Genomic DNA, 26,654 nt, shown 5'->3' on the forward strand with positions numbered 1-26,654 from the left:
CGCCACCTCCCCATCCCCCGCACTCGGACTGGGCACATGCGTCTGCAGGACAAAGTCGCGATCGTCTTCGGGGCCGGCTCGGCCGGCCCGGGCTGGGGCAACGGCAAGGCCGCGGCCGCCCTCTTCGCCCGCAACGGGGCCGAGGTGATCTGCGTCGACATCAACCGGGCAGCCGCCGAGGAGACGGCCGGGATCATCGCCGGCGAGGGCGGGCGGGCGCGCCCCGCCGCCTGCGACGTCACCGATTCCGCCGCCGTGAAGGCCGTGGTGGACGAGGTGGCCGCCCGCCACGGCCGCATCGACGTGCTGCACAACAATGTCGGCCACGCCACCATGGGCGGGCCGGTCGAGCTCGACGAGGCGGACTGGCAGCGCGCCCTCGACCTCAACGTCACCGGCTGCTTCCTCACCTGCAAGCACGTGCTGCCGCACATGCTGGCCCGGCGCGCGGGCGCCATCGTCAACGTCTCGTCGATCGCGGCGATCCGCTACACCGGCTACCCCTACGCCGCCTACTACGCCGCCAAGGCGGCCGTGAACAACTTCACCATGGGGCTCGCCCTGCAATACGCGCGGGACGGCATCCGGGCGAACGCGATCATGCCCGGCCTGATGAACACGCCGCTGATCTTCCAGCAGATCTCCGGCCAGTACCGGGACGCCGAGGAGATGGTGCGGGCGCGCGACGCCGCCTGCCCGATGGGCCGCATGGGCACGGCCTGGGACGTGGCCAAGGCCGCCCTGTTCCTCGCCTCCGACGACGCGGCCTACATCACGGGCGTCAGCCTGCCGGTCGATGGCGGCCTCTCCTGCCGGGCCGGATGAGCGCCGTGCAGCCCGTCCCCGCCCCGCCGGCCCGGATCGAGGCCGATTACCTGCTGGAGAGCGTCGTCGACCCGCGCCGGGCCGCCGAGATCATCGCGGGCGAGCAGTCGAGCGGCACCTTCGTGCCCGTCCCGGGCGAGACGCCCGAGCTGAAGGCGCGCGCCGCCGCCCGGATCGAGCGCCTCGACCTCCTCGACGAGGCCGTCGCCGCGCCCGCTCTGCCCTCCGCCGGCATCCCGGCCGGGGCGGCGGCCCGGCGCGCCCGCCTCACCCTGTCCTGGCCCCTCGACAATCTCGGCCCCTCGCTGCCGAACCTCCTCGCCACGGTGGCCGGCAACCTGTTCGAGCTGAAGCCGGTCACGGGCCTGCGCCTCCTCGACATCCGCCTTCCGGAGGCCTTCGCGCGGGCCTATCCGGGGCCGCGCTTCGGCGTCGCCGGCACCCGCCGCCTCGCCGGAATCGAGGGCCGGCCGCTCATCGGCACCATCATCAAGCCGAGCGTCGGCCTCGACCCGCAGCAGACCGCCGCCCTGGTCGCCAGCCTCTGCGCGGGGGGGATCGACTTCATCAAGGACGACGAATTGCAGGCCGACGGGCCGCACTGCCCCTTCGACGCGCGGGTGCGCGCCGTGATGCGGGAGGTGCGCGCCCACCGGGACCGCACGGGCCGGGCCGTGATGGTGGCCTTCAACCTCACCGGCGACCTCGACCAGATGCGCCGCCGGCACGACCTGCTCGTCGCGGAGGGCGCCACCTGCCTGATGGCGAGCCTCAACTCCGTCGGCCTCGTCGGCATGATCGAGCTCGGGCGCTTCAGCGCCCTGCCGATCCACGCCCACCGCAACGGCTGGGGCTACCTCTCGCGCCACCCGCTGCTCGGCTGGTCCTACGTGGCGTGGCAGAAGATCTGGCGCCTCGCCGGCGCCGACCACATGCACGTCAACGGCCTCGCCAACAAGTTCGCGGAGCCGGACGACAGCGTCGTCGCCTCGGCGCGCACCTGCCTGACGCCGCTCTTCCCCGACAAGCCCTGCCTCGCCATGCCGGTCTTCTCCTCCGGCCAGTCGGTGCGGCAGGCCCCCGGCACCTACCGGGCGCTCGGCGGGACCGACCTCATCGTCACGGCGGGCGGGGGCATCATGGCGCATCCGGGCGGGCCGGCGGCGGGCGTCGAAGCCCTGCGCGAGGCCTGGGAGGCGGCGGTGGCGGGCATCCCCCTCGACGCCTACGCGCGCGAGCGCCCGGCCCTGCGCGACGCGCTCGGGGCCGCCGCGTGAGCGCGCCCCTGCCGGACGGGCCCCTCGTCGCCTTCTACGGCGACGACCTCACCGGCTCCTCGGCCGCCATGGAGGTTCTGGCCTTCGCGGGGCTGGAGACGGTGCTGTTCCTGGCCCCGCCCGCCCCGGAGCGCCTCGCCGCCGTCTCCTCCGCCCGGGCGGTGGGCATCGCCGGCATGGCCCGGGCGGCGGCGCCGGCCTGGATGGACGAGCACCTGCCGCCGGTCTTCCGGCTCCTGGCCTCGCTCGGCGCGCCGGTCCTGCACTACAAGGTCTGCTCCACCTTCGATTCCGCCCCGCATGTCGGCTCGATCGGCCGCGCGGCCGAGATCGGCGCGCGGCTCCTCGCCCCGGCCTGGATCCCGATGGTCGTGGCCGATCCCGGCATGGGCCGCTACCAGTGCTTCGGCAACCTCTTCGCCATGGCGGGCGAGGACGGGCACCGCCTCGACCGCCACCCGACCATGGCGCGCCACCCGGTCACGCCCATGGACGAGGCGGATCTCGGCCGCCACCTCGCCCGCCAGACCGCGCTGCCGGTCGGCCTCGTCGACTTCGCGGCGACGAAGCGGGGGGAGGGGGGCGCGGCCCTCGCCCGGGCGCGGGCGGCGGGCGCCCGCATCGTCTCCCTCGACGTGCTCGACCCCGAGACGCTCGCCGCGGCCGGGCGCCTGATCTGGGAGGAGGGCGGCCGGCCGGTCTTCGGCATCGGCTCGCAGGGCTTCGAGGCGGCCCTGGTCGCCCATTGGCGGCGGGCCGGGCTGCTGCCGCCCGCGGCGCCCGCGCCGCGCCCGGGCGCGGTCGCGCGGATCGCCGCCGTCTCGGGCTCGGTCTCGCCGGTCACCCAGGGGCAGATCGCCTTCGCCCGCGCGCAGGGTTTCCGCGTGATCCCCCTCGACGCGGCCCGGGCCGTCGATCCGGCGGCCTTCGCGCGCGAGGTCGGGCGGGCGGCCGAGGCGGCCCTCGCGGCCCTCGGGGAGGGGAGCGACCCGCTCGTCACCACGGCCGAGGGCCCGGACGATCCCGCGGTGGCGCGCCTGCGCGAGGCCGTGCGCGCGGCGGGCGCCGCCCAGGAGGCGGTCGACGCGCGCCTCGGCGCCGGGCTCGGGGCGATCCTGAACCGGGTCCTGCGCGAGGGGCGGCTCGGCCGCGGGGTGATCGCCGGGGGCGACACGTCCGGGCGGGCCGCCGCGCAACTCGGCATCGACGCGCTCGCGGCGATCGCGCCGCTCGCGCCCGGCGCGCCGCTCTGCCGGGCCCTGGGCCCCGAGGGCGCGCCGGCGGGGCTCGAACTCGCCCTCAAGGGCGGCCAGGTCGGCCGCCCCGATTTCTTCGTGGCCGCCAAGGGTGGCTGAAACGCGCGGCTGAAACGCGCGGCTGAGACGCGCGCTGAGACGCGCGGCCGAGAGACCAGCGGACGATCCCGGCCGAGGGCAGGAGCGGCCGCGACACGGGGAGGGACGGGATGACCGGGAGACTGGCGGACAAGGTCGCGCTCGTCACGGGCGGCGCGCGGGGCATCGGGCTCGCGGTGGCGCGGGCCTTCGCGCGGGAGGGCGCCGCCCTCGTGATCGCCGACGTGAACCGCGCGGGCGCCGAGGCCGCCGCGGCCGGCCTCGCCGAGGCGGGCGGGCGCGCCATGGCGGTCGCGGTCGACGTGGCCGATCCGGCCTCCATCGCCGCGATGGTGGAGGCGATCCTCGCCCGGCACGGGCGCCTCGACATCCTGGTCAACAATGCCGGGGTCGGGGGCAACACGCCCTTCCTGGAGACGCGGCTGGAGGATTGGAACCGCATCATCGGCATCAACCTGACGGGCGCCTTCCTGGTGGCGCAGGCCTGCGCCCGGGAGATGGTCCGCGGCGGCGGCGGCAAGATCGTCAACATCGCCTCGCTGTCCGGCCAGCGCGGCGGCGACGGCCGGGCGGCCTACGGGGCGGCCAAGGCCGGGCTCGAACTCCTCACCAAGGTGATGGCGGTCGAACTCTCCGAGCACGGCATCAACGTCAACAACATCGCGCCCGGCGCGATCGAGACCGAGATGGCGCGGTTCGCCCACGACGCGGCGACCCGGGCGGCCTACGGCTACCTGATCCCGATGACCCGCTACGGCACGCCGGAGGAGATCGCCGACGCCGCGGTCTTCCTGTGCTCGGACGAGGCCCGCTACGTCCAGGGCCACACGCTCAACGTCGACGGCGGCTTCCGGGCGGCGGGCCTGATGTTCAAGCGCGCCGCGCCCCCCGCCGCCGGAGCGGCCCCGACGCTAACGACGAACGGAGGAACCCCATGACCACGAACCCGTCGCGGCGGCGCTTCGCCGCCCTCTGCGCCACGGCGGCGATCGGCGCGGCGCTGCCCCTGCGCTTCGCCCGCGCGGCCGAGTTCACGTTCAAGCTCGGCACCAACGTCCCGGAGGCGCACCCGCTCAACGTCCACGCCCGCAAGGCCGCGGCGGCGCTGCTGGAGGCCACCGGCGGCCGGGTCGAGCTGCAGCTCTTCCCCAACAACCAGCTCGGCGGCGATTCCGACATGTTCTCGCAGCTGCGCTCCGGCGCGCTCGAGTGCTTCACCCTCTCGGGCGTCAACGTGCTCTCGACGCTGATCCCGGCGGCGGCGATCTCCGGCGTGGGCTTCGCCTTCAAGGATTACCCGACGCTCTGGCGCGCCCTCGACGGCCGGCTCGGCGCGCACCTGCGCGGCCAGATCGCCAAGTCCGGCCTCGTGGTCATGGACGCGATCTGGGACAACGGCTTCCGGCAGGTGACGACCAGCGTCCGGCCGATCGTGACCCCGGCCGACCTCAAGGGCATCAAGATCCGGGTGCCGGTGAGCGCGCTCTGGACCTCGCTGTTCAAGTCGCTCGGCGCCTCGCCGACCGGCATCAACTTCGCGGAGGTGTATTCCGCGCTGCAGACCCGGATCGTGGACGGGCAGGAGAACCCGCCGGCGATCATCTCGGCGGCGAAGCTGTACGAGGTGCAGAAGTACTGCTCGCTCACCAACCACATGTGGGACGGCTGGTGGTTCCTGATGAACCGCCGGGCCTGGGCCCAGCTCAGCCCCGACCTGCAGGAGACCTTCGCGCGCGTGGTCAACGCGGCGGCGCTGGCGGAGCGCGAGGAGGTGGCGCGGCAGAACGAGGGTTTGAAGGCCGACCTCGCCGCCAAGGGGCTGATCTTCAACGAGGTCGACCCGGCGCCTTTCCGCGAGGCGCTGACCAAGTCCGGCTTCTACAAGGAGTGGAAGGCGAAGTTCGGGCCGGAGGCCTGGGCGATCCTGGAGGAGACGAGCGGGGAACTCGCCTGAGCGCCCGCCGCCGCCCGACCGAGCAGAATGGCATGGGGCCATTCTGCTCGGTCTCGCGGTGTCGCATCGTTTTTCGCCGACGCGGACCTTCGGTTCGCCGCCGAGCCGGTGACCCCTTCGGCACCGGCCGGTCCCGGCCGGCGGGAGGATGCTGAGGAGCCCGACCATGACAGCCATCGCGCGCCGCTTCGCCGACCTCGACGGCGTGAGCCTGCACTACCTCGACGCCGGGGCGGGGGACGCGGTCGTCCTCGTGCACGGCATCCCGCAGACCTCCCACGAGTGGCGCCACGTCATCCCGCGCCTCGCCGGGCGCTACCGGGTGATCGCCCCGGACCTGCGCGGCCTCGGCGATTCCTCGCGGCCCGCCACCGGCTACGACAAGAAGACCCTGGCGGGGGACCTCTGGCAGCTCGTGCGCGGCCATCTCGGCATCGAGCGCTTCTTCCTCGTCGGGCACGATTGGGGCGGGCCCGTCGCCTTCTCGCTCGCGGCCCAGCACCCGGAGGCGGTGCGCCGGCTCGCCATCCTCGACGTGGTCATCCCCGGCGACGGGGCGGATTTCTCGCAAGGGGGGCGGCGCTGGCACCACGCCTTCTTCCGCACCCTCGACCTGCCGGAGGCGCTCTGCGCCGGGCGCGAGCACCTCGTGCTGCGCTGGCTGTTCGACCATTACGGCCAACGCCCGACCAGCATCCCGGAGGCCGACCAGCAGGAATACCTGCGCACCTACACCCAATTCGGCGCCTTCCGGGCGATGCTGGCCTTCTACCGCGCCCTGCCGGTCGACGCGGAGGACAACCGGGAGATGCTCGCCCGCGCCGGCAAGCTGCGGATGCCGGTGCTGGCGCTCGGCGGCGAGGAGGGTTTCGGGCGCGGGAGCGAGTGCATCGCGTCCCTGCGGCGCGTCGCCGAGGACGTCCGCGGCGGCACCGTCCCGGCCTGCGGCCACTGGATCCCCGAGGAGCAGCCGGAGCGGCTCTGCGACGAACTCCTGCGCTTCTTCGGCGAGGAGCCCTGAGGCTCAGCGGCCCGCGCGCGCGCCCCGGACCTCCGCGGCCGTCGCGGGCCGCCCGCCCGCCCGGGCCACCAGCCCGGCCATCTCCTCGACCAGGGCCGGATTGCCGGTCTCGGTGCCGAAGGGCGCGTCCTCCAGCCCGACCCGGACGTGGCCGCCCCGCGCCACCGCCTCGGCCGCCAGCGGCCTGACGTCGACCCCGAGGCCCGCCACCATCCAGGGGCTGCCCGGCGCCGCGGAGGCGAGGAGGCGCAGGTAGGCGTCGAGGGCGTACTCCGCGGGCGGGAAGCCGAAGGTGAAGCGGTCCGAGAACATGAAGCGGTAGACGGGCGGCGGGCAGCCCGGCACCGCCCGCGCCAGGATCGCGCCGAGGCGCAGGAAGCCCGGCTCGTAGATCGCGTAGCTCGGGACGGCGCCGAACCGCGCCGCGAGCGCGAGGCCCCGCAGCACGTGCTCGCCCGGATTGAGATAGACCGAGCCCGGCTCCCCGCGCGCCGCCTCCTCGGCCGTGGCGAGGTGGGTCGAGCCCGGATCGACCACGCCCCATTCGAGCAGCCCGCGCCGGCCGAGCGCCTCGACGGCCGCGAAGCGCGCCTCCAGCGCCCCGGGGCGGAAGGCCTCCGCCGACTGGATGAAGGGCAGGGTCGGGTAGACGATCACGTCCTCGACCGCGCGGATGCCCTCGATGATGGCGGCGTAGACCTCCGGATCGTCGTTCTGCCGCCCCGTCGCCGGGTCGTAGGCGTGGACGTGGATGATGGCGGCGCCCGCCCGCGCGCAGGCGACGCCGTCCGCCACGCATTCCGCCACGGTGAGCGGCATCCGCGGCTGGCGGGCCCGCGTCCAGGGCCCGTTCAGGGCGGCCTCGATCCAGACCGGCATGCGCGTCTCCTCCCGTGTCGCCGCACGCTCCTGTTGTGCGCCGGCGCGCGCCGCGGGGGAAGCGGCCTCGCCCGCTTGCCTGCGGCGGGGCGCCCGTGGGATGGCACCCGGATGATCGACCTCGTGCTCCTGCCGGGCCTGCTCAACGACGCCGACCTCTGGCGCGACCAGGTCGAGGCCCTCTCCGACATCGCCCGCATCCGGGTCGGCGACATCACCCGCGGGGACACGATCGAGGCCGTGGCCGATCAGGTGCTGGCCGAGGCGCCGCAAGCCTTCGCGCTCGCGGGCTTCTCCCTGGGCGGCATCGTGGCGCAGGAGATCCTGCGGCGCGCCGCCGCGCGGGTGACGCGGCTCGCCCTGCTCGACACGACGATCGCGCCCGACGGGCCCGAGCGGGCCGCGAGCCGCCGGGCGCTCGACCGGGCCGCGCGGGTGCCCGGCCGCTTCCACGGCTTCGGCGACCGGCTGCTCGCCACCTACCTGCACCCCTCGCATCGCGGCGACGCGGAGATCGTCGGGCGGATCCGGGCCATGACGGAGCGCCTCGGCCCCGAGATCTTCCGGCGCCAGAACGGCCTCGAGCGCCGGGACGGGTCCGCGCTGCTGCGCGGCTGGCGCAAGCCCCTCCTGATCCTCTGCGGCGAGGCCGACGCCGTGACCCCGCTCGCCGACCACCGCGCCATGGCGGCCCTGGCGCCGGGAGCGCGGCTCGTGGTCGTGCCGGAGAGCGGCCACCTGACGCCGATCGAGCAGCCCGGGGCGGTCTCGCGGGCCCTGCGCGACTGGCTCGCCGAGGCGGGGGCGCCCCTTCCCGGCCCGCCCGCCATCGCGTAAGGGGCCGCAGCGCCTCCCGCCCCCTCCAGGTCCATGATTCGCCTCGACAAGATCAGCAAGCAGAACGGCCGCCAGCTCCTCTTCATCGAGGCCTCGGCCGCGCTCCAGCGCGGCGAGAAGGTCGGCCTCGTCGGGCCGAACGGGGCCGGCAAGACGACCCTGTTCCGGATGATGACCGGCGAGGAGCAGCCCGACGAGGGTCAAGTCTCGATCGATCGGGGCATCACCATCGGGTATTTCAGCCAGGACGTGGGCGAGATGGCCGGCCGCAGCACCGTCGCCGAGGTGATGGCCGGCGCCGGACCGGTGAGCGCGGTCGCGGCCGAGCTCAAGGAGCTGGAATCGGCCCTCGCCGATCCCGACAGGGCGGACGAACTCGACGCGCTCGTGGCCCGCTACGGCGAGGTGCAGGCGCGGTTCGAGGAGCTCGACGGCTACGCGCTGGAGGGCCGGGCGCAGGAGGTGCTGGCGGGCCTGAGCTTCAGCCAGGAGATGATGGACGGGGATGTCGGCGCCCTCTCGGGCGGCTGGAAGATGCGCGTCGCGCTCGCCCGCATCCTGCTGATGAACCCCGACGTGATGCTGCTCGACGAGCCGAGCAACCACCTCGACCTGGAGAGCCTGATCTGGCTCGAAGCCTTCCTGAAGGCCTACGAGGGCGCCCTGATGCTGACCTCGCACGACCGCGCCTTCATGAACCGGGTCGTCGGCAAGATCGTCGAGATCGACGGCGGCGCGCTCACCACCTACACGGGCGATTACGAGTTTTACGAGCAGCAGCGGGCGCAGAACGAGGCCCAGCAGCAGGCGCAGTTCGAGCGCCAGCAGGCGATGCTCGCCAAGGAGATCAAGTTCATCGAGCGCTTCAAGGCGCGCGCCTCGCACGCCGCCCAGGTGCAGAGCCGGGTCAAGAAGCTCGACAAGATCGAGCGGGTGGAGCCGCCGCGGCGGCGCCAGAGCGTGGTGTTCGAGTTCGCCCCCGCCCCCCGCTCCGGCGACGACGTCGCCAGCCTGAGGAACGTGCACAAGCGCTACGGGCGGCGCACCCTCTACGAGGGGTTCGACTTCGCCGTGCGGCGCAGGGAGCGCTGGTGCGTGCTCGGGATCAACGGGGCCGGCAAGTCGACGCTGCTCAAGCTCGTCACCGGGACGACGGCGCCCGACGACGGCACGGTGGCGCTCGGGGCCGGGGTGAAGCTCGGCTACTTCGCCCAGCACGCCATGGACCTGCTCGACGGCGAGCAGACCATCTTCCGGTTCCTGGAAGATTCCTTCCCCCAGGCCGGCCAGGGCTCGCTGCGGGCGCTGGCCGGCTGCTTCGGCTTCTCGGGCGACGACGTGGAGAAGCGCTGCCGGGTGCTGTCGGGCGGCGAGAAGGCCCGGCTGGTGATGGCCCGGATGCTGTTCGACCCGCCGAACTTCCTGGTCCTCGACGAGCCGACCAACCACCTCGACATCGCCACCAAGGAGATGCTGATCGCGGCCCTGTCCGTCTACGAGGGCACGATGCTGTTCGTCTCGCACGACCGGCACTTCCTGGCCGCCCTGTCGAACCGGGTGCTGGAACTGACGCCCGAGGGGGTGCAGCAATATCCGGGCGGCTACACCGAGTACGTGGCGAAGACCGGCCAGGAGGCGCCGGGCCTGCGGCACTAGTCAGACCCCGATCAGCTTGACCATGGGAGTGGCTGCTGAGGCTGGCTTCCAGCCCTCCGTGATCAATCGCCCGAATGACGGCAATGGGAACGGGGTCAGGACATCAAGTCTTCGGCAATCCTCGTGAACCGGCAGTCCAGACGGACACCGGGAGGGGCCGCTCCGGGTCGAGGCGTCACACGTGAACGGATCCGTCCCCCTCTTCCCGCCCGCCGGCCCGCAGAATGACGGCCAACAATCCCCCATAGAAAGCCGTGACGGCGCAGAGCACCAGCCAGCCCGGCAGCGGGCCGATGCCGGCATTCGCAACAATCTCTCCTGCGGATCCGATCAGTTCGCCACGGCCGGATTCCTGGAGCCGCGCCGAGGAGATCTTCAGCAGCCAGGCCAGGAGCAGGATGAGGAACATCCAGCCGTAATTGCGCCGGAGGCGTCGCCTGAAGGCCTCGGTCATCGTGAGGTGGAAGACGGGATGGCGCAGGTCCATGCTGAGCGCTTCGGCCCAGTCGTCCGGCGGATCAGGCCGGGATGCGAAGACCTCGGCGTAGAAGTGGCGTTCGAGCCGGCGCACGCGCCGACGAAACACGTCGAAGAAGCGGTAGCGACGCGCTTCGATGCCGAGCAGGAGCAGCACGAGCAGCATGGCGAAGAGGAGCACGCCGTGGTGGGCCGTGGGTGTCGAGAGGGAGACCGACAGCATGGCAGCGATCACCGTGATGGCCCAGTTCGTCGTGCGGTCGATCCGATCGCGCCAGCCAGCCATCCGGCTGATCTCGGCGCGGTGGAAGTGCGCGAGAACAGTGAGCACTTCAGCGGGTGTCTTCGGGAGAGGAACCGGCACTGCGGTGTCTCTGTCGACCTGTTCGTTCCGCAAGAGTGCGCTCACACCTTCGTCAGAAGCAATGGCGCGGGTCGCCCCGGCAACAGCTTGGCCGTTCGCGTGAGAGCCCCGCACGGCGGATCCCGGGAAATTGTTCACGAAACCAAGCGCCTGGAAAACCCTCGCGATCGGACAGTCCCGACACGGGCTGCGACGGGCCGCCCAGGGTCGCAAGCGGCCCCCCGCATCGTCATGCTGATCGGATTTCGACCCTGAGCAGAAGTGCATGGTGCAATTCTGCTCAGACTCCTTCTCGCATCACTTTTGCCGCCGAACCGGTGACCATTGCGGCGAATGATGCTTAGGCGGGCGCCGCCGTCCCCCCGGCCGGGTGCAGGATCTGGCTCAGGAAGCGCTGCGTGCGCGGGTTCTGCGGGCGCAGGAAGAACGCCTCCGGCGGGGCCTGCTCGACGATCTCGCCCTGGTCCATGAACACGACCCGGTCGGCGACCCGGCGGGCGAAGCCCATCTCGTGCGTCACCACCAGCATGGTCATGCCGCTCTCCGCGAGCTCGACCATCACGTCCAGCACCTCGTTGACCATCTCGGGGTCGAGGGCGGAGGTCGGCTCGTCGAACAGCATGATCTTCGGGTTCATGCAGAGCGAGCGCGCGATCGCCACCCGCTGCTGCTGCCCGCCCGAGAGATGGATCGGGTACTTGTCCGCCTGATCGGGGATGTGGACCCGCGCCAGGTAGGTGCGGGCGAGGGCCTCGGCCTCGGCGCGCCCCAGGCCCCGCACCTTCATGGGCGCGAGCGTGCAATTCTCCAGGGCCGTGAGGTGGGGAAACAGGTTGAAGCGCTGGAAGACCATGCCGATCTCGCGGCGCACGACGTCGAGGCCCGGCAGGTTCGGGCCGAGCCGCACCCCGTCCACGGTGATCTCGCCCGCCTGATGCGCTTCGAGCTGGTTGAGGCAGCGGATCAGGGTCGATTTGCCCGAGCCCGAGGGGCCGCAGATCACGATCCGCTCGGCCCGGCGCACCGTCAGGTCGATGCCGCGCAGCACCTGCACGGCGCCGTACCATTTGTCGACGCCGCGCATCGTGATGACGACCTCGCCGAGGGCGTGCGGCTGGGGGGCGGTCGGATCGCTCTGCGTCATGGGCCGGGACTTCGAGGGAGGGGCGGGATCCCGGGCGAGCGGGACCCCGCGCCGGGAGGAGGCCGGCGGCGGCCTCAGAATTGCGGCATCGGCGGCAGGGTGCCGAGCGGGCGCCCGAACCAGCGCTGGTTGATCGCCGACAATTCGCCGTTGCCGGCGATCTCCGCGATGAAGGCGTTAGCGCGGTCGCGCAGGGCCGTATCGGCCTTGCGGAAGGCCATGCCGTTCGCCTGCTCGCGCAGGTTGAACTTCGGCTCGATGCCGAGGCTCGCGTAATCCTTGGTCAGCTGGGCCAGCACGGTGTTGCTGGCGCCGATCGACTGCACCTGCCCGGAGATGATCGCCTGCGTGGTGGTGGCGTCGTCGTCGAAGCGCATGATGCGGGTGCCGGGCGGGGCGACGGCCGAGACCGCGGTGTCCTGGGTGCTGGCCCGGGCGACCCCGATCGTCACGCCCTTGAGGTCCTCCGGCTTCGACACCGCCAGCGATTTCGGCCCGAGCACGTAGGTGCTGAGCGTGCTGTAGGGGTTGGAGAACAGCACCTGCTTCGACCGCTCGGCCGTGATGCCGAAGGTCGCGATCAGCATGTCGACCTTGTTGGTGAGGAGGTAGGGGATGCGGTTCGGCCCCGTCACCGGCACGAGGTCGAGCTCCACCCCGAGCGACTTGGCGAAGAGCCGCGCCACGTCGACGTCGTAGCCCGCCGGCTTCTGGTCGGCATCGGTGCCGCCGAAGGGGGGGTAGTCGGTGAGGACCCCGACCACGAGCTTGCCGCGCGCCTTGATCTCGTCGGGCGTCGCCGCCTCCGCCGGGCGGAGCCCCGGCGCCAGCGCGAGGGCGAGGCCGGCGGCGAGCGCGAGGGCGGCGCGGCGGCTCGGCCGATGGGATGCGGTCATGGGCTTCCTCCTGTGGGGGTGGCGCGCCTCAGCGGCTCGCCACCGCGAGCTTCCGCTCGATCCGCCGGCTATAGGCCGAGAGGGGCCAGCAGATCACGAAATAGACGAGCGCCACCAGGCCGAAGAGCGTGAAGGGCCGGAAGGTGGCGTTGTTGATGACCTGGGCGGCGCGGGTGATCTCCACGAAGCCGATGATCGAGGCGAGCGAGGTCGCCTTGATCAGCTGCACCAGGAAGCCGATGGTCGGGGCCACCGCGATGCGGACCGCCTGCGGCACGATCACCAGGGCGGTCCGGTTCCAGTAGCCGAGGCCGAGCGCGGTGGCGGCCTGCCACTGGCCGCGCGGCACCGTCTCGATGGCGCCGCGCCAGATCTCGCCCAGGAAGGCGCTGGCGTGCAGCGACAGGCCGAGCGCCGCCGCGCCCCAGGGATCGATCGAGAGCCCGAAGATCCCCGGCACGAAGAAGGCCAGGAAGAGCTGCATCAGGAGCGGCGTGCCCTGGAAGAGCTTGATGTAGGCGAAGGCGAGGGCGCGCAGCGCGCGGATCTCGCCCGTGCGGGCGAGCGCCACCGCCGCCCCGCCGAGCGCCCCGCCCAGGAAGGCGATCAGGGAGAGCGCCAGCGTCCAGCGCAGGGCCGCCAGGATGAACAGGATGTCGCCTTGGCTCAGGCTCCGCATCGGCGCCTCCTACCGCGCGCTCGGCTTGCGCAGGAAGGCCCGCTCGATCCCGGCGAACAGGCCCCACAGCACCACCGAGAGCGCGAAATAGATCCCCGTCACCACGAGGTAGACCTCGAAGCTGCGGAAGTTGCGGGACTGGATGTCGCCCGCCGCCGCGGTCAGCTCGCTCGCGGCGATCGCCGAGCAGACGCTCGAATTCAGCATCAGGAGGATGAACTGGCTGGTCAGCGACGGGTAGATCGCCTGGATGGCCGGCTTCAGCACCACGTAGCGGAAGATCTGCAGCGGCCGCAGGCCGAGCGTGCGGCCGGCCTCGATCTGGCCGTGGTCGATGCTCTCGATCCCGGCCCGGATGATCTCGATGCCGTAGGCCCCGACATTGACCACGAGGGCGAGGAGCGCGGCGCTGTCCGGGTCGAGCCGCAGGCCGAGCGAGGGCAGGCCGAAGAAGATCACGAAGATCTGGATCAGGAACGGCGTGTTGCGGATGACCTCGATGTAGGCGCCGATCAGCCCGCTCAGCCAGGCCGGCCCGGAGGTGCGGCCGAGTGCCCCGAGCACCGCCACCGCCATGCCGATCACCATCGCGAGCCCCGACAGGACGAGGGTGTGGAGGGCGCCCCAGGCGAGCTCCGGCCAGGAGGCGAAGACCTCGCCGAACTCGAATTCGTAGCTCATGCGGGCCGGGCGGCCGGGCGTCGCGAGACCCGGGCGCGGCGCGCCGCCGCGCCGGGGCGCCCTCCATCCGGGGACCTGTCCGTCCGCATGCCCGCCTCCTCCGTGCCGGTGCCCGGGCGGTGCTGGGCCCGGGCCTCCTTCCGGCCTAAGCGACTTGGCGCAAACCGGTGCGATCGGCAATCGCGCATCCGCCGGGAATCGCGCCCGTCCCCCGCCAACCGTTGACGCCGCGGGATATCTGACTAAAGTCAGATATCATGACGACCGACGCCATCGCCCGCTTGCGCCGCTTCAGCCGGGCGGTGACCGCCGAGGTGGGGGCGCTCGACGATTCGTTCCTCGGGCGGGGCCGGCCCCTCGGCGCCGCCCGGGTGCTCAACGCGATCGGGCACGGGCAGACCGATCTCGGCGGCCTGCGGGAGGATCTGCGGCTCGATTCCGGCCTGATGAGCCGGCTGCTGCGCGGCCTGGAGGAGGAGGGGCTGGTCTCCACCTCGCCCCACCCGGCCGATGCGCGCCGCCGGGTCGTCGCCCTGACGCGGGCGGGCCGCCGCGAGTTCGAGGCCTACGAGGCGCTCTCCGACGCGCAGGCCGCCGCCATCCTCGGGCGCGCGCCCGATCCGGAGCCGCTGCTCGCCGCCATGGACCTCATCGCCTCGGTCCTCGGCCGCGACCGGATCCGCATCGAGGAGGCCGACCCGCGCGGCGCGGCGGCGCGCCGCTGCCTGGAGGCCTACTACGCCGAACTCGCCCGCCGCTTCGCGCGGGGCTTCGACGTGGCGCTCTCGCGCGATCCGGACGCGCAGGACATGACCCGCCCGCGCGGCGCCTTCCTGGTCGCGCTGTCGGACGGGCTGCCCCTCGGCTGCGTCGGCCTGAAGGGGAGCGGGGGCGCGCTGGCGGAGATCAAGCGGCTCTGGGTGTCGCCGGCCGCCCGCGGCCTCGGCCTCGGCCGGCGCCTCATGGCGGCAGCCGAGGAGGCCGCCCGCGACCTCTCGATCCGCACCCTGCGCCTCGACACCCACAGCGCGCTGCCGGAGGCGCTGGCGCTCTACCGCGGGACCGGCTGGGTCGAGATCGGGCGGTTCAACGACGACCCCTATCCCGATCACTTCTTCGAGAAGAGCTTGTGATCCGACATCCGACGGAGTGCTTCGCCATGCGGATGGCGGCGTCGCTCACGCGCCGCGCGGGCTTGGCATTTTGGCTTCGCTCAAGCGCCGCGCGGGCTAATCAGACGCTGTCCGGACGTGATCGGCCGGACAGCGGATGAACCGAGGGCGGCGGGCAGCTGCGGCGGGATTGCTCGGCCGCGCGGGTCAGCGCCGGCCCGCGCGGGGCCGGGGCGCGGCGCCGCCGCGCCGCAATTCCAGGGTGGCCCAGCCCTCGATCATCCGCCGGCGGCGCAGCCGGAAGCCCTGGGCCGCGTAGGCCGCGAGCACGCCCGGAACGTCGCGCGCGATCAGGCCCGAGAGGACCAGGGTGCCCCCGGGCGCCACCACCCGGGTCAGGGAGGGGGCGAGGCGGGTGAGCGGCCGCGCCAGGATGTTGGCGAAGACAAGGTCGAAGCGGCGCGGCCGGTTCGCCCTCGCGTCGCGCACGCCCGGCCCCTCGTAGAGGGTGAGGAAGGGCGTGAGCCCGTTCAGGGCCGCGTTGCTGCGGGCCGTCGCGACCGCCTCCGGGTCGAGGTCGCCCGCCACCACGCGGGCGCGCAGCAGGCGCGCCGCCGCGAGGGCGAGGATGCCCGTCCCGGTGCCCACATCGAGGATGCGGCGCGGCCGGCCGTGCCGGAGCCGGTCGACCAGGGCGAGCAGGCAGCCCAACGTCGTGCCGTGATGGCCGGTGCCGAAGGCGAGCGCCGCCTCGATCTCGATCGCCGCGTCGTTCGGGTGCACCCGCGCGCGGTCGTGCGCGCCGTGCACCAGCACCCGGCCGGCCCGCACGGGCTTGAGCCCCTCCAGGGAGGCCCGCACCCAATCCTGCTGGTCGATCGCCGCGAAGACCGCCCGGTCGGCCGCGTCCCCGACCAGCGGCCGGATCAGCTCGCGCACCGCCTCCTCGTCCGGCTCCTCCGAGAAATAGGCTTCGAGGCGCCACGTGACGCCGTCCTCCGCCTCGAAGGCCGCGACCGCGGTCTCGGTCGGGTCGAAGACCTCCCCGAGGAGGTCGGTCATGGCGCGCGCGCCGCGCTCGCTGGTGTCGAGGCGCAGCACGTGGGTCGGGCGGTGGGGCGGGAGGCCTTCGAGCATGCGCGGGATCTACCACCCGGGGCGCCGCCCCGCCACCGGCCGCCGGTCGCGTGCGCGGCGTCACCGCGCCGTCACGCCGCGCCGGCACAAATGGCGGGAACCGCGGCAGGAACGCCGCGTTCTTGCCGCGCCGGCCGCAGAAGCCGGGCCCGGAAGGACATCGCGATGCGCGTGCGAGTTCGTGATCCCCTTCGTCGCTTCGAGGACCCCGTGTCATCCCCTCCCCCCCGGACGATCCGCCGGGCCGAGCGCCGCGAGCGCCCGCGCCCGCCGCTCACCGGCGAGGAGACCGCGCTGCCAGGGCACCTGCTCGTGCTGCTCAGCCGCCTGCACCGGGCCGAGCTCGCCTCCGCAAGCAGGACGGACCCGGCCGCCGGCTCCTCCTGAGGCGGCCGGCAGGGTCGTCCGCGTCCGCGCTTGGCCGAAGCCGCAGCCGAAGTGGCGCATGGCCGAAGTGGCGCTTGGCCGAAGTGGCGCTTGGCCGAAGTGGCGCTTGGCCGAAGTGGCGCTTGGCCGAAGTGGCGCTTGGCCGAAGTGGCGCTTGGCCGAAGTGGCGCTTGGCCGAAGTGGCGCTTGGCCGAAGTGGCGCTTGGCCGAAGTGGCGCTTGGCCGAAGCCCGCAGGTGACCTATGGTGAGGCCGCATCAGCGACGGACGGGATCCATGCGGCTCACTCGGCGGGGCGTCATCCTGGGGCTGGCGGGGCTCGGCCTCGCGCGGGGCGCGCGGGCCGAGGGTCCGCCCGTGCTGGTCTTCGCGGCGGCGAGCCTGAAGAACGCCCTCGACGAGGCGCTGCAATCCTGGTCGCGCCGCACCGGCAAGGCCGTCCGCGCCTCCTACGCCGCCTCGAACACGCTCGCCAAGCAGATCGAGGCGGGGGCGCCCGCCGACCTGTTCTTCACGGCGGATCTCGACTGGATGGGTTACGTGGCCGCCCGGAACCTGATCCGGCCGGGGACGCGGGTCGAACTCCTCGGCAACAGCCTCGTCCTCGTCGCCCCCCGGGACTCGACCGTCTCCGTCGCGCTGGCGCCCGGCCTCGACCTGCGGGCCGCGCTCGGCTCAGGGCGGCTGGCGATGGGCCATGTCGAGGCGGTGCCGGCCGGCAAGTACGGCAAGGCGGCGCTCACCCATCTGGGCGCCTGGGAGGGCGTGAAGGACCGGGTGGCCCAGGCCGAGAGCGTGCGCGCCGCGCTCCTCCTCGTCTCGCGGGGCGAGGCGCCGCTCGGGGATCGTCTACGCCACCGACGCGGTGGCGGATGCGGGGGTGCGGGTGGTGGCGACCTTCCCGGCCGACAGCCACCCGCCCATCGTCTACCCGCTCGCGCAGGTCGCGGCCTCCACCCACCCGGACGCGCCCGCGCTGCTCGCGGACCTGCGCGGGCCCGAGGCGCGGGCCGCCTTCGAGCGGCAGGGCTTCACGCTGCTGGCCTCGCCGGCCGGCCGCTCCTGACCCCCATACCAGCGGTCACGTCTCGTGACCGTTGGTTCGGTTCTCGAATGTGCGCCGAGCCATTCTTCTCACCAAGCCCTTGGCGTGGTGCCGAGCATTCGGGACGGTCGACGGCCCGACGCGTCCCGGGCCGTTGCGATCAGGCCTCCGGTGAAAGTGCGATCTGGGCCTTGCGGTAGCGGCGGCCATAGCCGGCATATTGCTCGACGATGCGGCGCATCATCTCGCGCTTGCCCGCATCGAGCGGCGCGAGGCGGCGCGCCGGGCGCCCGCCCCAGAGCCAGCCGGATTCCAGCACTTGGCCCGCCGCGGTGACGGTTCCGGCCGCGACCAGCACGTCCTCGTCCACGACGGTGCCGGGGGCGAGGACGGCCCCGATGCCGACGAGGCTGCGCGGGCCGATCCGCCCGTCCGCCGCCACCACGTTGTGGCCGAGGGTGGTGTCCCGCTCGATCACCAGCCCGGCCCCGAGGGGGCGCAGGACGCTGTTGTCCTGCACGTTCGCGTTCGGGCCGACCGCGATCGGCCCGGCCGCCGCGTCGAGGTCGCAGCCGAAGAAGATGCTGGCCCCCGGGGCGAGGTCGACCGGCCCGGCGAGGCGCGCGCTCAGGGCGACGAACACGGCGGGCGCGGGATGGCCCGGGGCCGCCGCCGGCACGGCCGCCGCGGGGCCGGCGCGCAGGCGCGCGGCCCGGGCGGCGGCCTCGCCCGCGGCGAGCCGGCGCAGGGGCGCGGCGGGCGAGCCCGCGTAGAGCAGGCCCGCCGCGAGGGTCGAGCGGGGATAGACGGTGCTGCCGGCCTCGATCACCACCCCGTCCTCGACCACGGAGCCGTCGAGCACGACGCAATCGTCCTCGACCACGCAATCGTCCCCGACCGTGCAGGCATGCACGACGGCGTTGCGCCCGACCGTGACCCGGTCGCCCAGGATGCAGGGGTACTTGTCCTGGGCGATGTGGAGCGTCGCCCGCGGCCCGAGCCAGAGGCCGTCGCCCGCGATGACGTCGTGGCCGTCGCCGCGGATCACCGCGGCGTCGCCGAGCCACGCCCCGGCGCCGAGGCTGGTGCGGCCGATCACCGTGCTGCGCCGCCCGCAGCGGGCCGGCGGGGAGGCGAAGGCCGGCTCGGTGCCGTCGTAGGGAAGCAGCAGGTCGGGGCGCACGGGGTCTCTCGCGTCGGGGCCGGCCCCGCACGGGGCCCCGCGCTTCATGCACCGCGGCCCGGTGCGGGGCCAGCCCCGATCGCGCCGCCGGGCGGGCCGTGCTAAGCATCATGCGCCGAAGGGGTCGCCGGTTCGCCGGCGAACCGAAGCACCGCGTCAGCGAAAATGATGCAAGAACAAGAGCGAAGCAGAGTTGCCCGGCGCAGCTCGGCTTGGGGAGCCCGCATGATCCCGCGCCTGAGCATCCAGTCCGACCCCTTCGACGTCGCGGCCGAGATCGCCGCCCTGTCCGCCGCGACGGACGGCCGGGCGGGGGCGGTCGTCAGCTTCACGGGCCTGTGCCGGGACGAGGGCGGGCGCCTCGCCGCCCTCGAACTGGAGCATTATCCGGGCATGGCGGAGGAGGAGGTCGGGCGGGTGCTCGACGAGGCCGCCCGGCGCTGGCCGCTCGACGGGGTGACGGTGATCCACCGCCACGGGCGGATCCGGCCGGGGGAGGGCATCGTCCTGGTGCTGACGGCCTCGGCACACCGCGAGGCGGCCTTCGCGGCGGCGAGTTTCCTGATGGACTACCTCAAGACCCGGGCGCCGTTCTGGAAGCGCGAGCACCTGCGCGACGGGACAATGGGGGGCTGGGTCGAGGCCACGGCGCAGGACGAGGCGGCGGCCGGGCGCTGGTAGCGGGGTCCGGCGGGCGGTCCTCCCCGGCGGGACATCGCGGCCGGCCGGCCTATCTTGCCGCGCAGTGAGCGCCCCCTGCGCGGTGCCCGGAGAGGATCGGTTCATGACGGAGGCGGGGGTGCGGCCGCGGCTGCTCGCGGGGATCGGGGTCGTGCTGTTCGCGGCCGGGCTCGGGCTGACGTGGCAGGCGGCGGACACGCTGCTGCTGATCTTCGCCGGCATCCTGTTCGGCGTCTTCCTGGACGGGCTGGCGCGCCTCCTCGGCCAGGTCCTGCCGCTCGGCCACGGCGCGCGCCTCGCGCTCGTGAGCGTGCTCCTCGCCGGCCTCGTCCTCGGCCTCGCCGGGTTCGGGGGCGCGACGGTGGCGGCCCAGGCGGACACGCTCGGCCAGACCCTGAAGCAGCAGACCGAGACGGTCCGCGGCTGGCTCAGGACGCGCGGCATCGATACGCGCGACCTCGACCTCGCGGGCGGGGAGGGGGCCGCGAAGGAGGGTGCCGCCCGCGGCGCCCTGCCGAATCCGAGCGCCCTCCTGTCGGAGGCGGGCCGGATGCTGGGGCAGGCCTCGATGATCGCCGTGCGGGTCTTCGGAGCGATCGGCAACCTGTTCGTGGTGGTGGCCCTCGGGCTGTTCCTGGCGGCCCAGCCGGCCGCCTACCGGGAAGGGCTGCTGCGCTTCGTCCCCCGCCGCCACCGCTCCCGCGCCGCCGAGATTTTGGACGCGACCGGGGAGACGCTGCGGCACTGGCTCTTCGGCCAGCTCGCGATCATGGCGGCGATCTTCGTCTGCGTCTGGCTCGGCCTGTCCCTGCTCGGCCTCGACGGGGCGCTGATCCTCGGCCTCCAGGCGGGGCTGCTCTGCTTCATCCCGACGGTCGGCGCGCTCGTGGCCGGGCTGGTGATCGTGCTGGCCGGGCTCGCCCAGGGCCTGAAGGGGGCGCTCGGCGGCCTCGCCATCTACCTGCTGGTCCAGGCGCTGGAGAGCTACGTGCTCACGCCCTTCATCCAGAAGCGCGCCCTCGACATCCCGCCCGCGACGATCTTCGCCGGGCAGATCCTGCTCGGCGTGCTGCTCGGGCTGTGGGGCATCGCCCTCGCCCTGCCGCTGATGGCGGTGGCCAAGGTGCTGCTCGACCGGCTCTACCGGCCCGAGATCGAGGCGTGATCCGGGATCCGCCTGATCGAAGCTGGATCCCGGACCACGAGCCTGCGCGGCGCCTGAGCGCGGCGCCTGAGCGACGCCGACAGCCGCATGGCCGAAATGCGAGATGGCGAAGCCATCAACCGGACGGCGTATGCCAAGCCCGCGCGGCGCCTGAGCGAAGCCGACATCCGCTTTGCGAAGCAATCAACCGGATGCCTATGTGTCAGGGGCCGCCGACGAGGCGCAGCACCGGCCGCCCCGAGGGTCTGACGAAGACGACGTCGCAGCCCTGCGCCGATTCCTCGATCACCCGGGCGCGGTAGCCGAACTGCGCGGCCACGTCCCGCACCTGGACCAGGGTCTCGGGGGACACCCGCTGCGTGAAGGCGGTCGCGCCCGCGGCGAGGCGGGCGACGACGAGGCCGATGGTCACGCCCTCGCCGAACTCGGCGCAGCGCCCCGGGAAGCTCAAGCGCACCCCGTCCTCGACCTCGATCTGGCTCATCCTGCGACCATCCTCTCGCCATCAGTCTTAATCGGACGAGCCTAAAGACTTGGTGATGAGCGTGCGCCGCGCCACGGCTCAGCGCAGGACAGCGGCCGGTCGATCGACTTGCGTGTCCATTCCCGGCGCGGGCCCCTCAGGCGCGCGCCGGAAAAGCCTCCTCGAACCGGGCCGCCTCGCCGGAGGCGGGCGTCACCAGGCTGCCCTCCCACATCACGGTCGCGCCGCGCACCAGCGTGCCGACCGGCCAGCCCGTGACCGTCGTGCCGTCGTAGGGCGTCCAGCCGCAGCGGCTGGCGATCCAGGCGTTGCGGATCGTCTCGCGGCGCTTCAGGTCCACCACCGTGACGTCCGCGTCGTAGCCGACCGCGAGGCGGCCCTTGCGGGCGAGCCCGAAGGCGCGCTGCGGCCCCGCGCTCGTCAGGTCGACGAAGCGCGCGAGGCTCAGGCGCCCCGCCGCCACGTGGTCGAGCATGATCGGCACCAGCGTCTGCACCCCGGTCATGCCGGAGGGGGAATCCGGGTAGGGCTTGGCCTTCTCCTCCAGGGTGTGGGGGGCGTGGTCGGAGCCGAGCACGTCCGCGACGCCCTGGGAGAGACCCCACCAGATCCCGTCGCGATGGGCGGCGTCGCGCACCGGCGGGTTCATCTGCACCAGCGTGCCGAGGCGCGGATAGGCCTCCGCGCCGTCCAGGGTGAGGTGGTGGGGCGTCACCTCCACGGTCGCCACGTCCTTGTGCGCGGCGAGGAAGCGCATCTCCTCGGCGGTGGAGATGTGCAGGATGTGGATCCGCGCGCCGGTCTCCCGGGCGATCCGCACCAGGCGCTGCGTCGCCGTGAGCGCCGCCTCGGGCGAGCGCCAGACCGGGTGCGAGGACGGGTCGCCCGGCACGCGCAGGCCCTTGCGGGCGCGCAGCATCGCCTCGTCCTCGGCGTGGAAGGCGGCGCGGCGGCGGATGCGCTTCAGGATCTCGGTGATCCCCGCATCGTCCTCGACCAGGAGCGAGCCCGTCGAGGAGCCGATGAAGACCTTGATCCCCGCCGCTCCCGGCAGCCGCTCCAGCTCCGCCACCTCGGCGGCGTTCTCGTGCGTGCCCCCGACCCAGAAGGCGAAGTCGCAGTGCATGCGGTGATGGGCGCGGCGGAGCTTGTCGGCGAGCGCCTCCGGGCCGGTCGTCTGGGGATTGGTGTTGGGCATCTCGAACACCGTCGTGACGCCTCCCATCACGGCGGCGCGCGAGCCGGTCTCCAGATCCTCCTTGTGGTCGAGCCCGGGCTCGCGGAAATGCACCTGGCTGTCGATCACCCCCGGCAGGAGATGCAGGCCGGTGCAGTCCCGGACCTCGCCGGCCGCCGCGGTGGCGAGGTCGCCGATGGCCGCGACCCGCCCGGCCCGGATGCCGAGATCGCCCGGCCCGACGCCGTCGTGGTTGACGAGCGTGCCGCCGCGCAGGATCAGGTCGAAGCTCTGGGTCATCGCGGCCGTCTCCGGGCTCAAGGCCGATTGAGGGCGGCCCCGAGGCGGCTTATGTCAGCCTCGCCGGAGGTTCAAGCGGGGCCCCGGACCAGAAGGACCGCCTGCCGATGCCGATCGCCCTCCTGCCGGACCGCGCCGTGCTGAGCGTGGCCGGCGACGATGCGCCGGGATTCCTCCAGGGGCTCGTGACCTGCAACGTCGAGACCCTGCCGCCGGGCGAGGCGCGGCTGGGGGCGCTGCTCACCCCCCAGGGCAAGGTCCTGATCGACTTCCTGATCAGCCGCGCGGCGGAGGGTTTCGCCCTCGACGTCGCGCGGGCGCTGCTGCCGGACCTCACCCGGCGCCTGACCCTGTATCGGCTGCGGGCCAAGGTCGCCTTCGCGGAGGCGCCGCTGCGGGTCCTGGCGGTCTGGGGCGGGCCGCCGGCGGGCGCGTGGCTGCGCGACGGGCGCCTGCCCGCCCTCGGCTGGCGGCGCCATGCCGGGGAGGGCGAGGGCCCGGCCCCGGACGCGACCGCGGAGGATTACGCCGCCCACCGGATCGGGCTCGGCGTGCCGGAGGGGGGCGCCGACTTCGCCCTCGGCGACGCTTTCCCGCACGAGGCGCTGATGGACCAGCTCGGCGGCGTCGATTTCCGCAAGGGCTGCTACGTCGGCCAGGAGGTGGTGTCGCGCATGCAGCATCGCGGCACGGCCCGGACCCGGGTCGTCCCGGTGGCCTATGCGGGCGCCCGGGCGGCGGCGCCCGGCACGGCCGTCACGGCGGGGGCGCGGGCCCTCGGCCAGACCGGCGGCGCCGCGGGCGCGCGGGGCCTCGCGCTCCTGCGCCTCGACCGGCTCGCCGACGCCGTCGCGGCCGGCGAGGCGATCGAGGCGGGCGGGCTGGCACTGCGGGTCGAGCGGCCGGCCTTCGCCAGTTTCGAGGTTCCGGGGGCGGGGTAGGGCGCCGGCCGGTGCGGGGCGCCGCCGCGCGCCTCACCCCTCCACGGGCTGGCACACATCCACCCAGGCGGCGCCGACGAGGTCGGCCATCCGCTCCGGCGGCAGCCGCACGGAGCTGTGGGTGGAGCCGCCGGCCGGGATCACCTCCGCGAAGGCGCGCAGCGACACGTCGCAATAGACCGGCAGCGGCGCCGGCAGGCCGAAGGGGCAGACGCCGCCGACCGGGTGGCTCGTCACCCGCTCGGTCTCCTCGGCGTCGAGCATGCGCGCCCGCCCGCCGAAGGCGTCCTTCATCTTGCGGTTGTCGAGCCGGGCATCGCCCCGGGTCACGACCAGCAGGACGCGCTCGCCCACCCGCAGCGACAGGGTCTTGGCGATCTGCCCGGGCGCGACGCCGTGCGCGTCGGCCGCGAGCGCCACCGTGGCGGAGCTCGCGCGCGTCTCGATGACCGCGAGGTCGGGCGCGCGCGCGGCGAGGAACGCCCGCACGGAGTCGAGGCTCATCGCTGCCGCCTCAATGGTGGCGAGGGGGATTGACCGTGTAGGCGCCGTTGCGGATGCGCTCGGGGAAGCCCTCGGCGAAGCGGGCGGTCGCCTCCTCGCCGTAGGTCTGCACCAGCTCCTGGAAGGCGGCGAAGAGCGCGGCCTGGGCCATGCAATCCCCGTCGATTCCATCGAGGCAGCCCTCGGCGAACGCCTGCGACACGTAGGTCAGGGCGGTGCGCTTGTCCTCCTGGTCGGAGGGCTCCGGGGGAAGGAAGGTCTCGAAATTCGGCATCGGCGGGCGATTCAGCGATTCGGTGCGGCCTCGGGGTCCTCGAGTCATAGGAGCGGGCCGGGGCCCGGGCCAGCGAGGAATTGCGAATGGGTTAACGCGCGCGGCGCAAAGCCGCGCATCGGCGCGGGCGCGACACAGCTGTGGCGTCCGGGCGACAGGGCGGGCCGGGAGGGGCGAGGCCCGCGCAACCCTGGCACGCCGCGCGGCGGCTGGAATTCCGGGCTGCGGCGCGCCATGTAGAAGGTCACCGCCCCGCGCGCCGGCCCGTCGCCCCGCGCCGCCCGGCGCGTCGAGGCCGCGGCAGGCCTGACCGTTCCACATCGCCCAGACCGGACGCGGTGCGTCCGGGACCGCTCGCGGTCCCGCCTCGGTGCGGCCCGCGCGGCACAGCACGAGAGACCCGTCCATGTTGCGTTCCAAGCAGAAGCCGAAACCGCAGGATACCGGTTACGTCCTGTTCGACGTCTATTACGAGGACGGCTCGCGACGCTCCAACCGCCGCGTGCCCCGCTCCGTCCTGAACGGCCTCGACGGCGACGCGCCGGCCAAGCAGGTCATCGAGGAGCAGGACCGCGAGATCGCGGAGAAGTCCGGCCGGCCGCCGCTCGCCATCACCCGGCTGGTGCGCTCGGGCCGCTGAGGCGCCACGCCGGTGCCGGGCCGGAGCGCGGCCCGGTGCGGCGCCCGTCAGGTCTTCGCGCAGGTCTTCGCGTCGGCGGCGAAGACCCAGTCCGACAGCGTGGTCGGCAGGGGGAGGTGGCGCAGGTCGAGCCCGCAGGACGGCGTGTAGGTCTCGCCGTGGATCAGCCGGTCGAGGGCGAGTTCCGCGCTGTCGTAGCAGCCGAGCGGCTCGCGCTCGTAGAACAGCACGACGCGGTCGCGCCCGGCCCAGCGGGTCAGGGCAATTCGGAACTCGCCCTGCGGCGTCTCGCAGAACCAATACCCGCTCATGACGCGCGTTCCTCCACTGGTTTGCTCTTGTTGAGGGACAACGCCGGCGGACACGCCCGGTGCCCGCTCTTGCCGTCATCAATCCTTTATTAACACCTGCGTAGCCTGCGCGGGCGATCGGGGCAATCCGCCTTCCGACGCAGGGGCGCCGGGCGGCCGCCGTCCCCGGCCGGACCGAGGCCGGGCCGGTCGCCGCCCCCGGCCGGACTGAGGCCGGGCCGTCGCACGGACTTCCGTCGCCCGCGGGCGTCGGCTAAGGATGCCGAGCGAAGGCTTCGGCCTCGCGCTTCACGGCCCCGCGGGCCGTCCCGCGGCAGCAGGCGTTGGTGAACCATGGCGGATTCGAACCGGGCTGAGGTCCAGGATGACGAGCAGGCCGCGAGCCCGAAGGCCGGGCTGCTCGCCGGCAAGCGGGGCCTCGTGCTCGGGGTGGCGAACAACCGCTCGATCGCCTGGGGCATCGCGCGCAGCGCCCGGCTGCACGGGGCGGACCTCGCCTTCACGTACCAGGGCGAGGCGCTCAAGAAGCGGGTCGAGCCGCTCGCCAAGGAACTCGACGCGGCGGTGGTCGGCCATTGCGACGTCACCGATCCGGGCTCGATCGACGCGGTCTTCGACGCTGCCGGCCGCCACTTCGGCGGCAGCCTCGACTTCGTCGTGCACTGCATCGCCTTCTCGGACAAGGACGAGCTGACCGGCCGCTACGTCGACACCAGCGAGGCGAACTTCTCCAAGTCGCTCCTGATCTCCTGCTACTCGTTCACGGCGATCGCGCAGCGGGCCGAGAAGCTGATGCCGCAGGGCGGCTCGCTCCTGACCCTGACCTATTACGGCGCCGAGAAGTGGATGCCCCACTACAACGTGATGGGCGTCGCCAAGGCGGCGCTCGAAGCCTCGGTGCGCTACCTCGCGGCCGATCTCGGCCCCTCGAAGATCCGCGTGAACGCGATCTCGGCCGGGCCGATCAAGACGCTGGCCGCCTCCGGGATCGGCGACTTCCGCTACATCCTGAAGTGGAACGAGTACAACGCGCCCCTGCGCCGGACCGTGACGATCGACGAGGTCGGCGAGACCGCCGCCTACCTCGTCTCCGACATGTCCCGCGGCATGACCGGCGAGATCCTGCACGTCGATGCGGGCTACCACGTCGTCGGGATGAAGAATCCCGAGGCCCCGGACATGAGCAAGGAGTGACGCGGGCGGTGCTTTCGGGGCTTGGCGCGCGCCGCCCCTGAGGCCAGTATCGCGGCCCTGGGCATCACGCGCCGA

General features: G+C 73.4%; 28 protein-coding genes and 1 pseudogene. 16 read left to right on the top strand and 13 right to left on the bottom strand.

Translation table 11 applies throughout. The features are described 5' to 3' along the window. The first annotated feature begins 36 nt into the window (after window positions 1–36). From M446_RS08170 to M446_RS08195, 6 genes are all read left to right on the top strand, one after another. Window positions 37–825 (top strand): SDR family NAD(P)-dependent oxidoreductase, encoded by a 789-nt coding sequence (locus M446_RS08170; protein WP_012331632.1) that lies wholly within the window; start codon window positions 37–39, stop codon window positions 823–825. Next, entirely contained in the window at window positions 822–2,102 is a 1,281-nt protein-coding gene (locus M446_RS08175; RefSeq protein WP_018262003.1) for a ribulose-bisphosphate carboxylase large subunit family protein, read from the top strand. Before M446_RS08170 ends, M446_RS08175 begins: the two co-directional genes overlap by 4 nt. Next, entirely contained in the window at window positions 2,099–3,457 is a 1,359-nt protein-coding gene (locus M446_RS08180; protein ID WP_012331634.1) for a four-carbon acid sugar kinase family protein, read from the top strand. Before M446_RS08175 ends, M446_RS08180 begins: the two co-directional genes overlap by 4 nt. 110 nt (window positions 3,458–3,567) lie before the next feature. Continuing rightward, window positions 3,568–4,395, top strand: a complete 828-nt coding sequence (locus M446_RS08185) for an SDR family NAD(P)-dependent oxidoreductase (protein WP_012331635.1) — start codon at window positions 3,568–3,570, stop codon at window positions 4,393–4,395. Then, window positions 4,392–5,411 (top strand): TRAP transporter substrate-binding protein, encoded by a 1,020-nt coding sequence (locus tag M446_RS08190; protein WP_012331636.1) that lies wholly within the window; start codon window positions 4,392–4,394, stop codon window positions 5,409–5,411. Before M446_RS08185 ends, M446_RS08190 begins: the two co-directional genes overlap by 4 nt. Before the next feature lie 166 nt (window positions 5,412–5,577). After that, window positions 5,578–6,432: an alpha/beta fold hydrolase gene (locus M446_RS08195; RefSeq protein ID WP_043700987.1), complete on the top strand. Its 855-nt coding sequence runs from the start codon at window positions 5,578–5,580 to the stop codon at window positions 6,430–6,432. 3 nt (window positions 6,433–6,435) lie between these two features. Here M446_RS08195 and M446_RS08200 read toward each other — a convergent pair whose 3' ends face one another. Continuing rightward, a complete protein-coding gene (locus tag M446_RS08200) occupies window positions 6,436–7,311 on the bottom strand; it encodes a 3-keto-5-aminohexanoate cleavage protein (protein WP_012331638.1) in 876 nt (291 codons plus the stop codon). A 111-nt stretch (window positions 7,312–7,422) separates the two neighbouring features. Here M446_RS08200 and M446_RS08205 point away from each other — a divergent pair, with 111 nt between their 5' ends. Both M446_RS08205 and M446_RS08210 read left to right on the top strand, forming a co-directional pair. Continuing rightward, window positions 7,423–8,148 carry an alpha/beta fold hydrolase gene (locus M446_RS08205; RefSeq protein ID WP_012331639.1) on the top strand — a complete coding sequence of 242 codons (726 nt, stop codon included), beginning with the start codon at window positions 7,423–7,425 and terminating at the stop codon, window positions 8,146–8,148. Between the two features lie 33 nt (window positions 8,149–8,181). Continuing rightward, entirely contained in the window at window positions 8,182–9,804 is a 1,623-nt protein-coding gene (locus tag M446_RS08210; protein WP_012331640.1) for an ABC-F family ATP-binding cassette domain-containing protein, read from the top strand. Between the two features lie 175 nt (window positions 9,805–9,979). Here the strand turns inward: M446_RS08210 and M446_RS08215 are convergent, their stop codons facing one another. The 5 genes from M446_RS08215 to M446_RS08235 all read right to left on the bottom strand — a co-directional run bounded on the left by M446_RS08215 (window position 9,980) and on the right by M446_RS08235 (window position 14,045). Continuing rightward, a complete protein-coding gene (locus M446_RS08215; protein ID WP_012331641.1) occupies window positions 9,980–10,690 on the bottom strand; it encodes a DUF2270 domain-containing protein in 711 nt (236 codons plus the stop codon). A 295-nt stretch (window positions 10,691–10,985) separates the two neighbouring features. Next, window positions 10,986–11,789, bottom strand: a complete 804-nt coding sequence (locus M446_RS08220; RefSeq protein ID WP_012331642.1) for an amino acid ABC transporter ATP-binding protein — start codon at window positions 11,787–11,789, stop codon at window positions 10,986–10,988. A 74-nt stretch (window positions 11,790–11,863) separates the two neighbouring features. Further along, window positions 11,864–12,685, bottom strand: coding sequence for a transporter substrate-binding domain-containing protein (locus M446_RS08225; protein WP_012331643.1), 822 nt, complete (start codon window positions 12,683–12,685; stop codon window positions 11,864–11,866). 28 nt (window positions 12,686–12,713) lie between these two features. Further along, entirely contained in the window at window positions 12,714–13,364 is a 651-nt protein-coding gene (locus M446_RS08230; protein WP_012331644.1) for an amino acid ABC transporter permease, read from the bottom strand. A 9-nt stretch (window positions 13,365–13,373) separates the two neighbouring features. Next, on the bottom strand, window positions 13,374–14,045 hold the full coding sequence (locus M446_RS08235; protein WP_012331645.1) for an amino acid ABC transporter permease: 672 nt from the start codon (window positions 14,043–14,045) through the stop codon (window positions 13,374–13,376). Between the two features lie 257 nt (window positions 14,046–14,302). Here M446_RS08235 and M446_RS08240 point away from each other — a divergent pair, with 257 nt between their 5' ends. Beyond that, on the top strand, window positions 14,303–15,178 hold the full coding sequence (locus tag M446_RS08240; RefSeq protein ID WP_012331646.1) for a helix-turn-helix domain-containing GNAT family N-acetyltransferase: 876 nt from the start codon (window positions 14,303–14,305) through the stop codon (window positions 15,176–15,178). A gap of 186 nt (window positions 15,179–15,364) precedes the next feature. Here the strand turns inward: M446_RS08240 and M446_RS08245 are convergent, their stop codons facing one another. Continuing rightward, complete coding sequence (locus M446_RS08245; protein ID WP_012331647.1) at window positions 15,365–16,294, bottom strand: 50S ribosomal protein L11 methyltransferase; 930 nt, start codon at window positions 16,292–16,294, stop codon at window positions 15,365–15,367. Between the two features lie 210 nt (window positions 16,295–16,504). Between M446_RS08245 and M446_RS38070 the strand changes: the two genes are divergently transcribed. Then, a complete protein-coding gene (locus tag M446_RS38070) occupies window positions 16,505–16,681 on the top strand; it encodes a hypothetical protein (protein WP_018261993.1) in 177 nt (58 codons plus the stop codon). Window positions 16,682–16,956: 275 nt separating this feature from the next. Further along, window positions 16,957–17,746, top strand: a pseudogene (gene modA / locus M446_RS08255) (molybdate ABC transporter substrate-binding protein). Window positions 17,747–17,885: 139 nt separating this feature from the next. On the opposite strand, the gene M446_RS08260 reads toward modA, so the two are convergent. Beyond that, window positions 17,886–18,908: a gamma carbonic anhydrase family protein gene (locus tag M446_RS08260; protein WP_043700990.1), complete on the bottom strand. Its 1,023-nt coding sequence runs from the start codon at window positions 18,906–18,908 to the stop codon at window positions 17,886–17,888. A 225-nt stretch (window positions 18,909–19,133) separates the two neighbouring features. On the opposite strand from M446_RS08260, the gene M446_RS08265 reads away from it, so the two are divergent. Together M446_RS08265 and M446_RS08270 are read left to right on the top strand one after the other, a co-directional pair. After that, entirely contained in the window at window positions 19,134–19,589 is a 456-nt protein-coding gene (locus tag M446_RS08265; protein WP_012331650.1) for a molybdenum cofactor biosynthesis protein MoaE, read from the top strand. A gap of 103 nt (window positions 19,590–19,692) precedes the next feature. After that, window positions 19,693–20,754: an AI-2E family transporter gene (locus M446_RS08270; protein ID WP_012331651.1), complete on the top strand. Its 1,062-nt coding sequence runs from the start codon at window positions 19,693–19,695 to the stop codon at window positions 20,752–20,754. Between the two features lie 202 nt (window positions 20,755–20,956). Here the strand turns inward: M446_RS08270 and M446_RS08275 are convergent, their stop codons facing one another. Further along, complete coding sequence (locus M446_RS08275; protein ID WP_012331652.1) at window positions 20,957–21,238, bottom strand: hypothetical protein; 282 nt, start codon at window positions 21,236–21,238, stop codon at window positions 20,957–20,959. Between the two features lie 136 nt (window positions 21,239–21,374). Continuing rightward, the gene (locus M446_RS08280; protein ID WP_012331653.1) at window positions 21,375–22,715 is read right to left on the bottom strand and encodes a dihydroorotase; all 1,341 of its coding nucleotides are present in this window, start codon (window positions 22,713–22,715) and stop codon (window positions 21,375–21,377) included. 107 nt (window positions 22,716–22,822) lie between these two features. Here M446_RS08280 and M446_RS08285 point away from each other — a divergent pair, with 107 nt between their 5' ends. Beyond that, window positions 22,823–23,656, top strand: coding sequence for a YgfZ/GcvT domain-containing protein (locus M446_RS08285; RefSeq protein WP_012331654.1), 834 nt, complete (start codon window positions 22,823–22,825; stop codon window positions 23,654–23,656). A gap of 33 nt (window positions 23,657–23,689) precedes the next feature. Here the strand turns inward: M446_RS08285 and M446_RS08290 are convergent, their stop codons facing one another. Next, complete coding sequence (locus M446_RS08290; RefSeq protein WP_012331655.1) at window positions 23,690–24,160, bottom strand: YbaK/EbsC family protein; 471 nt, start codon at window positions 24,158–24,160, stop codon at window positions 23,690–23,692. Window positions 24,161–24,170: 10 nt separating this feature from the next. Then, window positions 24,171–24,434 carry a hypothetical protein gene (locus tag M446_RS08295; protein WP_012331656.1) on the bottom strand — a complete coding sequence of 88 codons (264 nt, stop codon included), beginning with the start codon at window positions 24,432–24,434 and terminating at the stop codon, window positions 24,171–24,173. A 406-nt stretch (window positions 24,435–24,840) separates the two neighbouring features. On the opposite strand from M446_RS08295, the gene M446_RS08300 reads away from it, so the two are divergent. Continuing rightward, complete coding sequence (locus M446_RS08300; protein WP_012331657.1) at window positions 24,841–25,074, top strand: hypothetical protein; 234 nt, start codon at window positions 24,841–24,843, stop codon at window positions 25,072–25,074. A gap of 47 nt (window positions 25,075–25,121) precedes the next feature. On the opposite strand, the gene M446_RS08305 is transcribed toward M446_RS08300, so the two are convergent. Beyond that, window positions 25,122–25,385, bottom strand: a complete 264-nt coding sequence (locus M446_RS08305; protein WP_012331658.1) for a hypothetical protein — start codon at window positions 25,383–25,385, stop codon at window positions 25,122–25,124. A gap of 333 nt (window positions 25,386–25,718) precedes the next feature. Between M446_RS08305 and fabI the strand changes: the two genes are divergently transcribed. Further along, window positions 25,719–26,579, top strand: coding sequence for an enoyl-ACP reductase FabI (gene fabI, locus M446_RS08310; RefSeq protein WP_012331659.1), 861 nt, complete (start codon window positions 25,719–25,721; stop codon window positions 26,577–26,579). Window positions 26,580–26,654 lie beyond the last annotated feature (75 nt).

The organism is Methylobacterium sp. 4-46 (assembly GCF_000019365.1).
Taxonomy (GTDB): domain Bacteria; phylum Pseudomonadota; class Alphaproteobacteria; order Rhizobiales; family Beijerinckiaceae; genus Methylobacterium.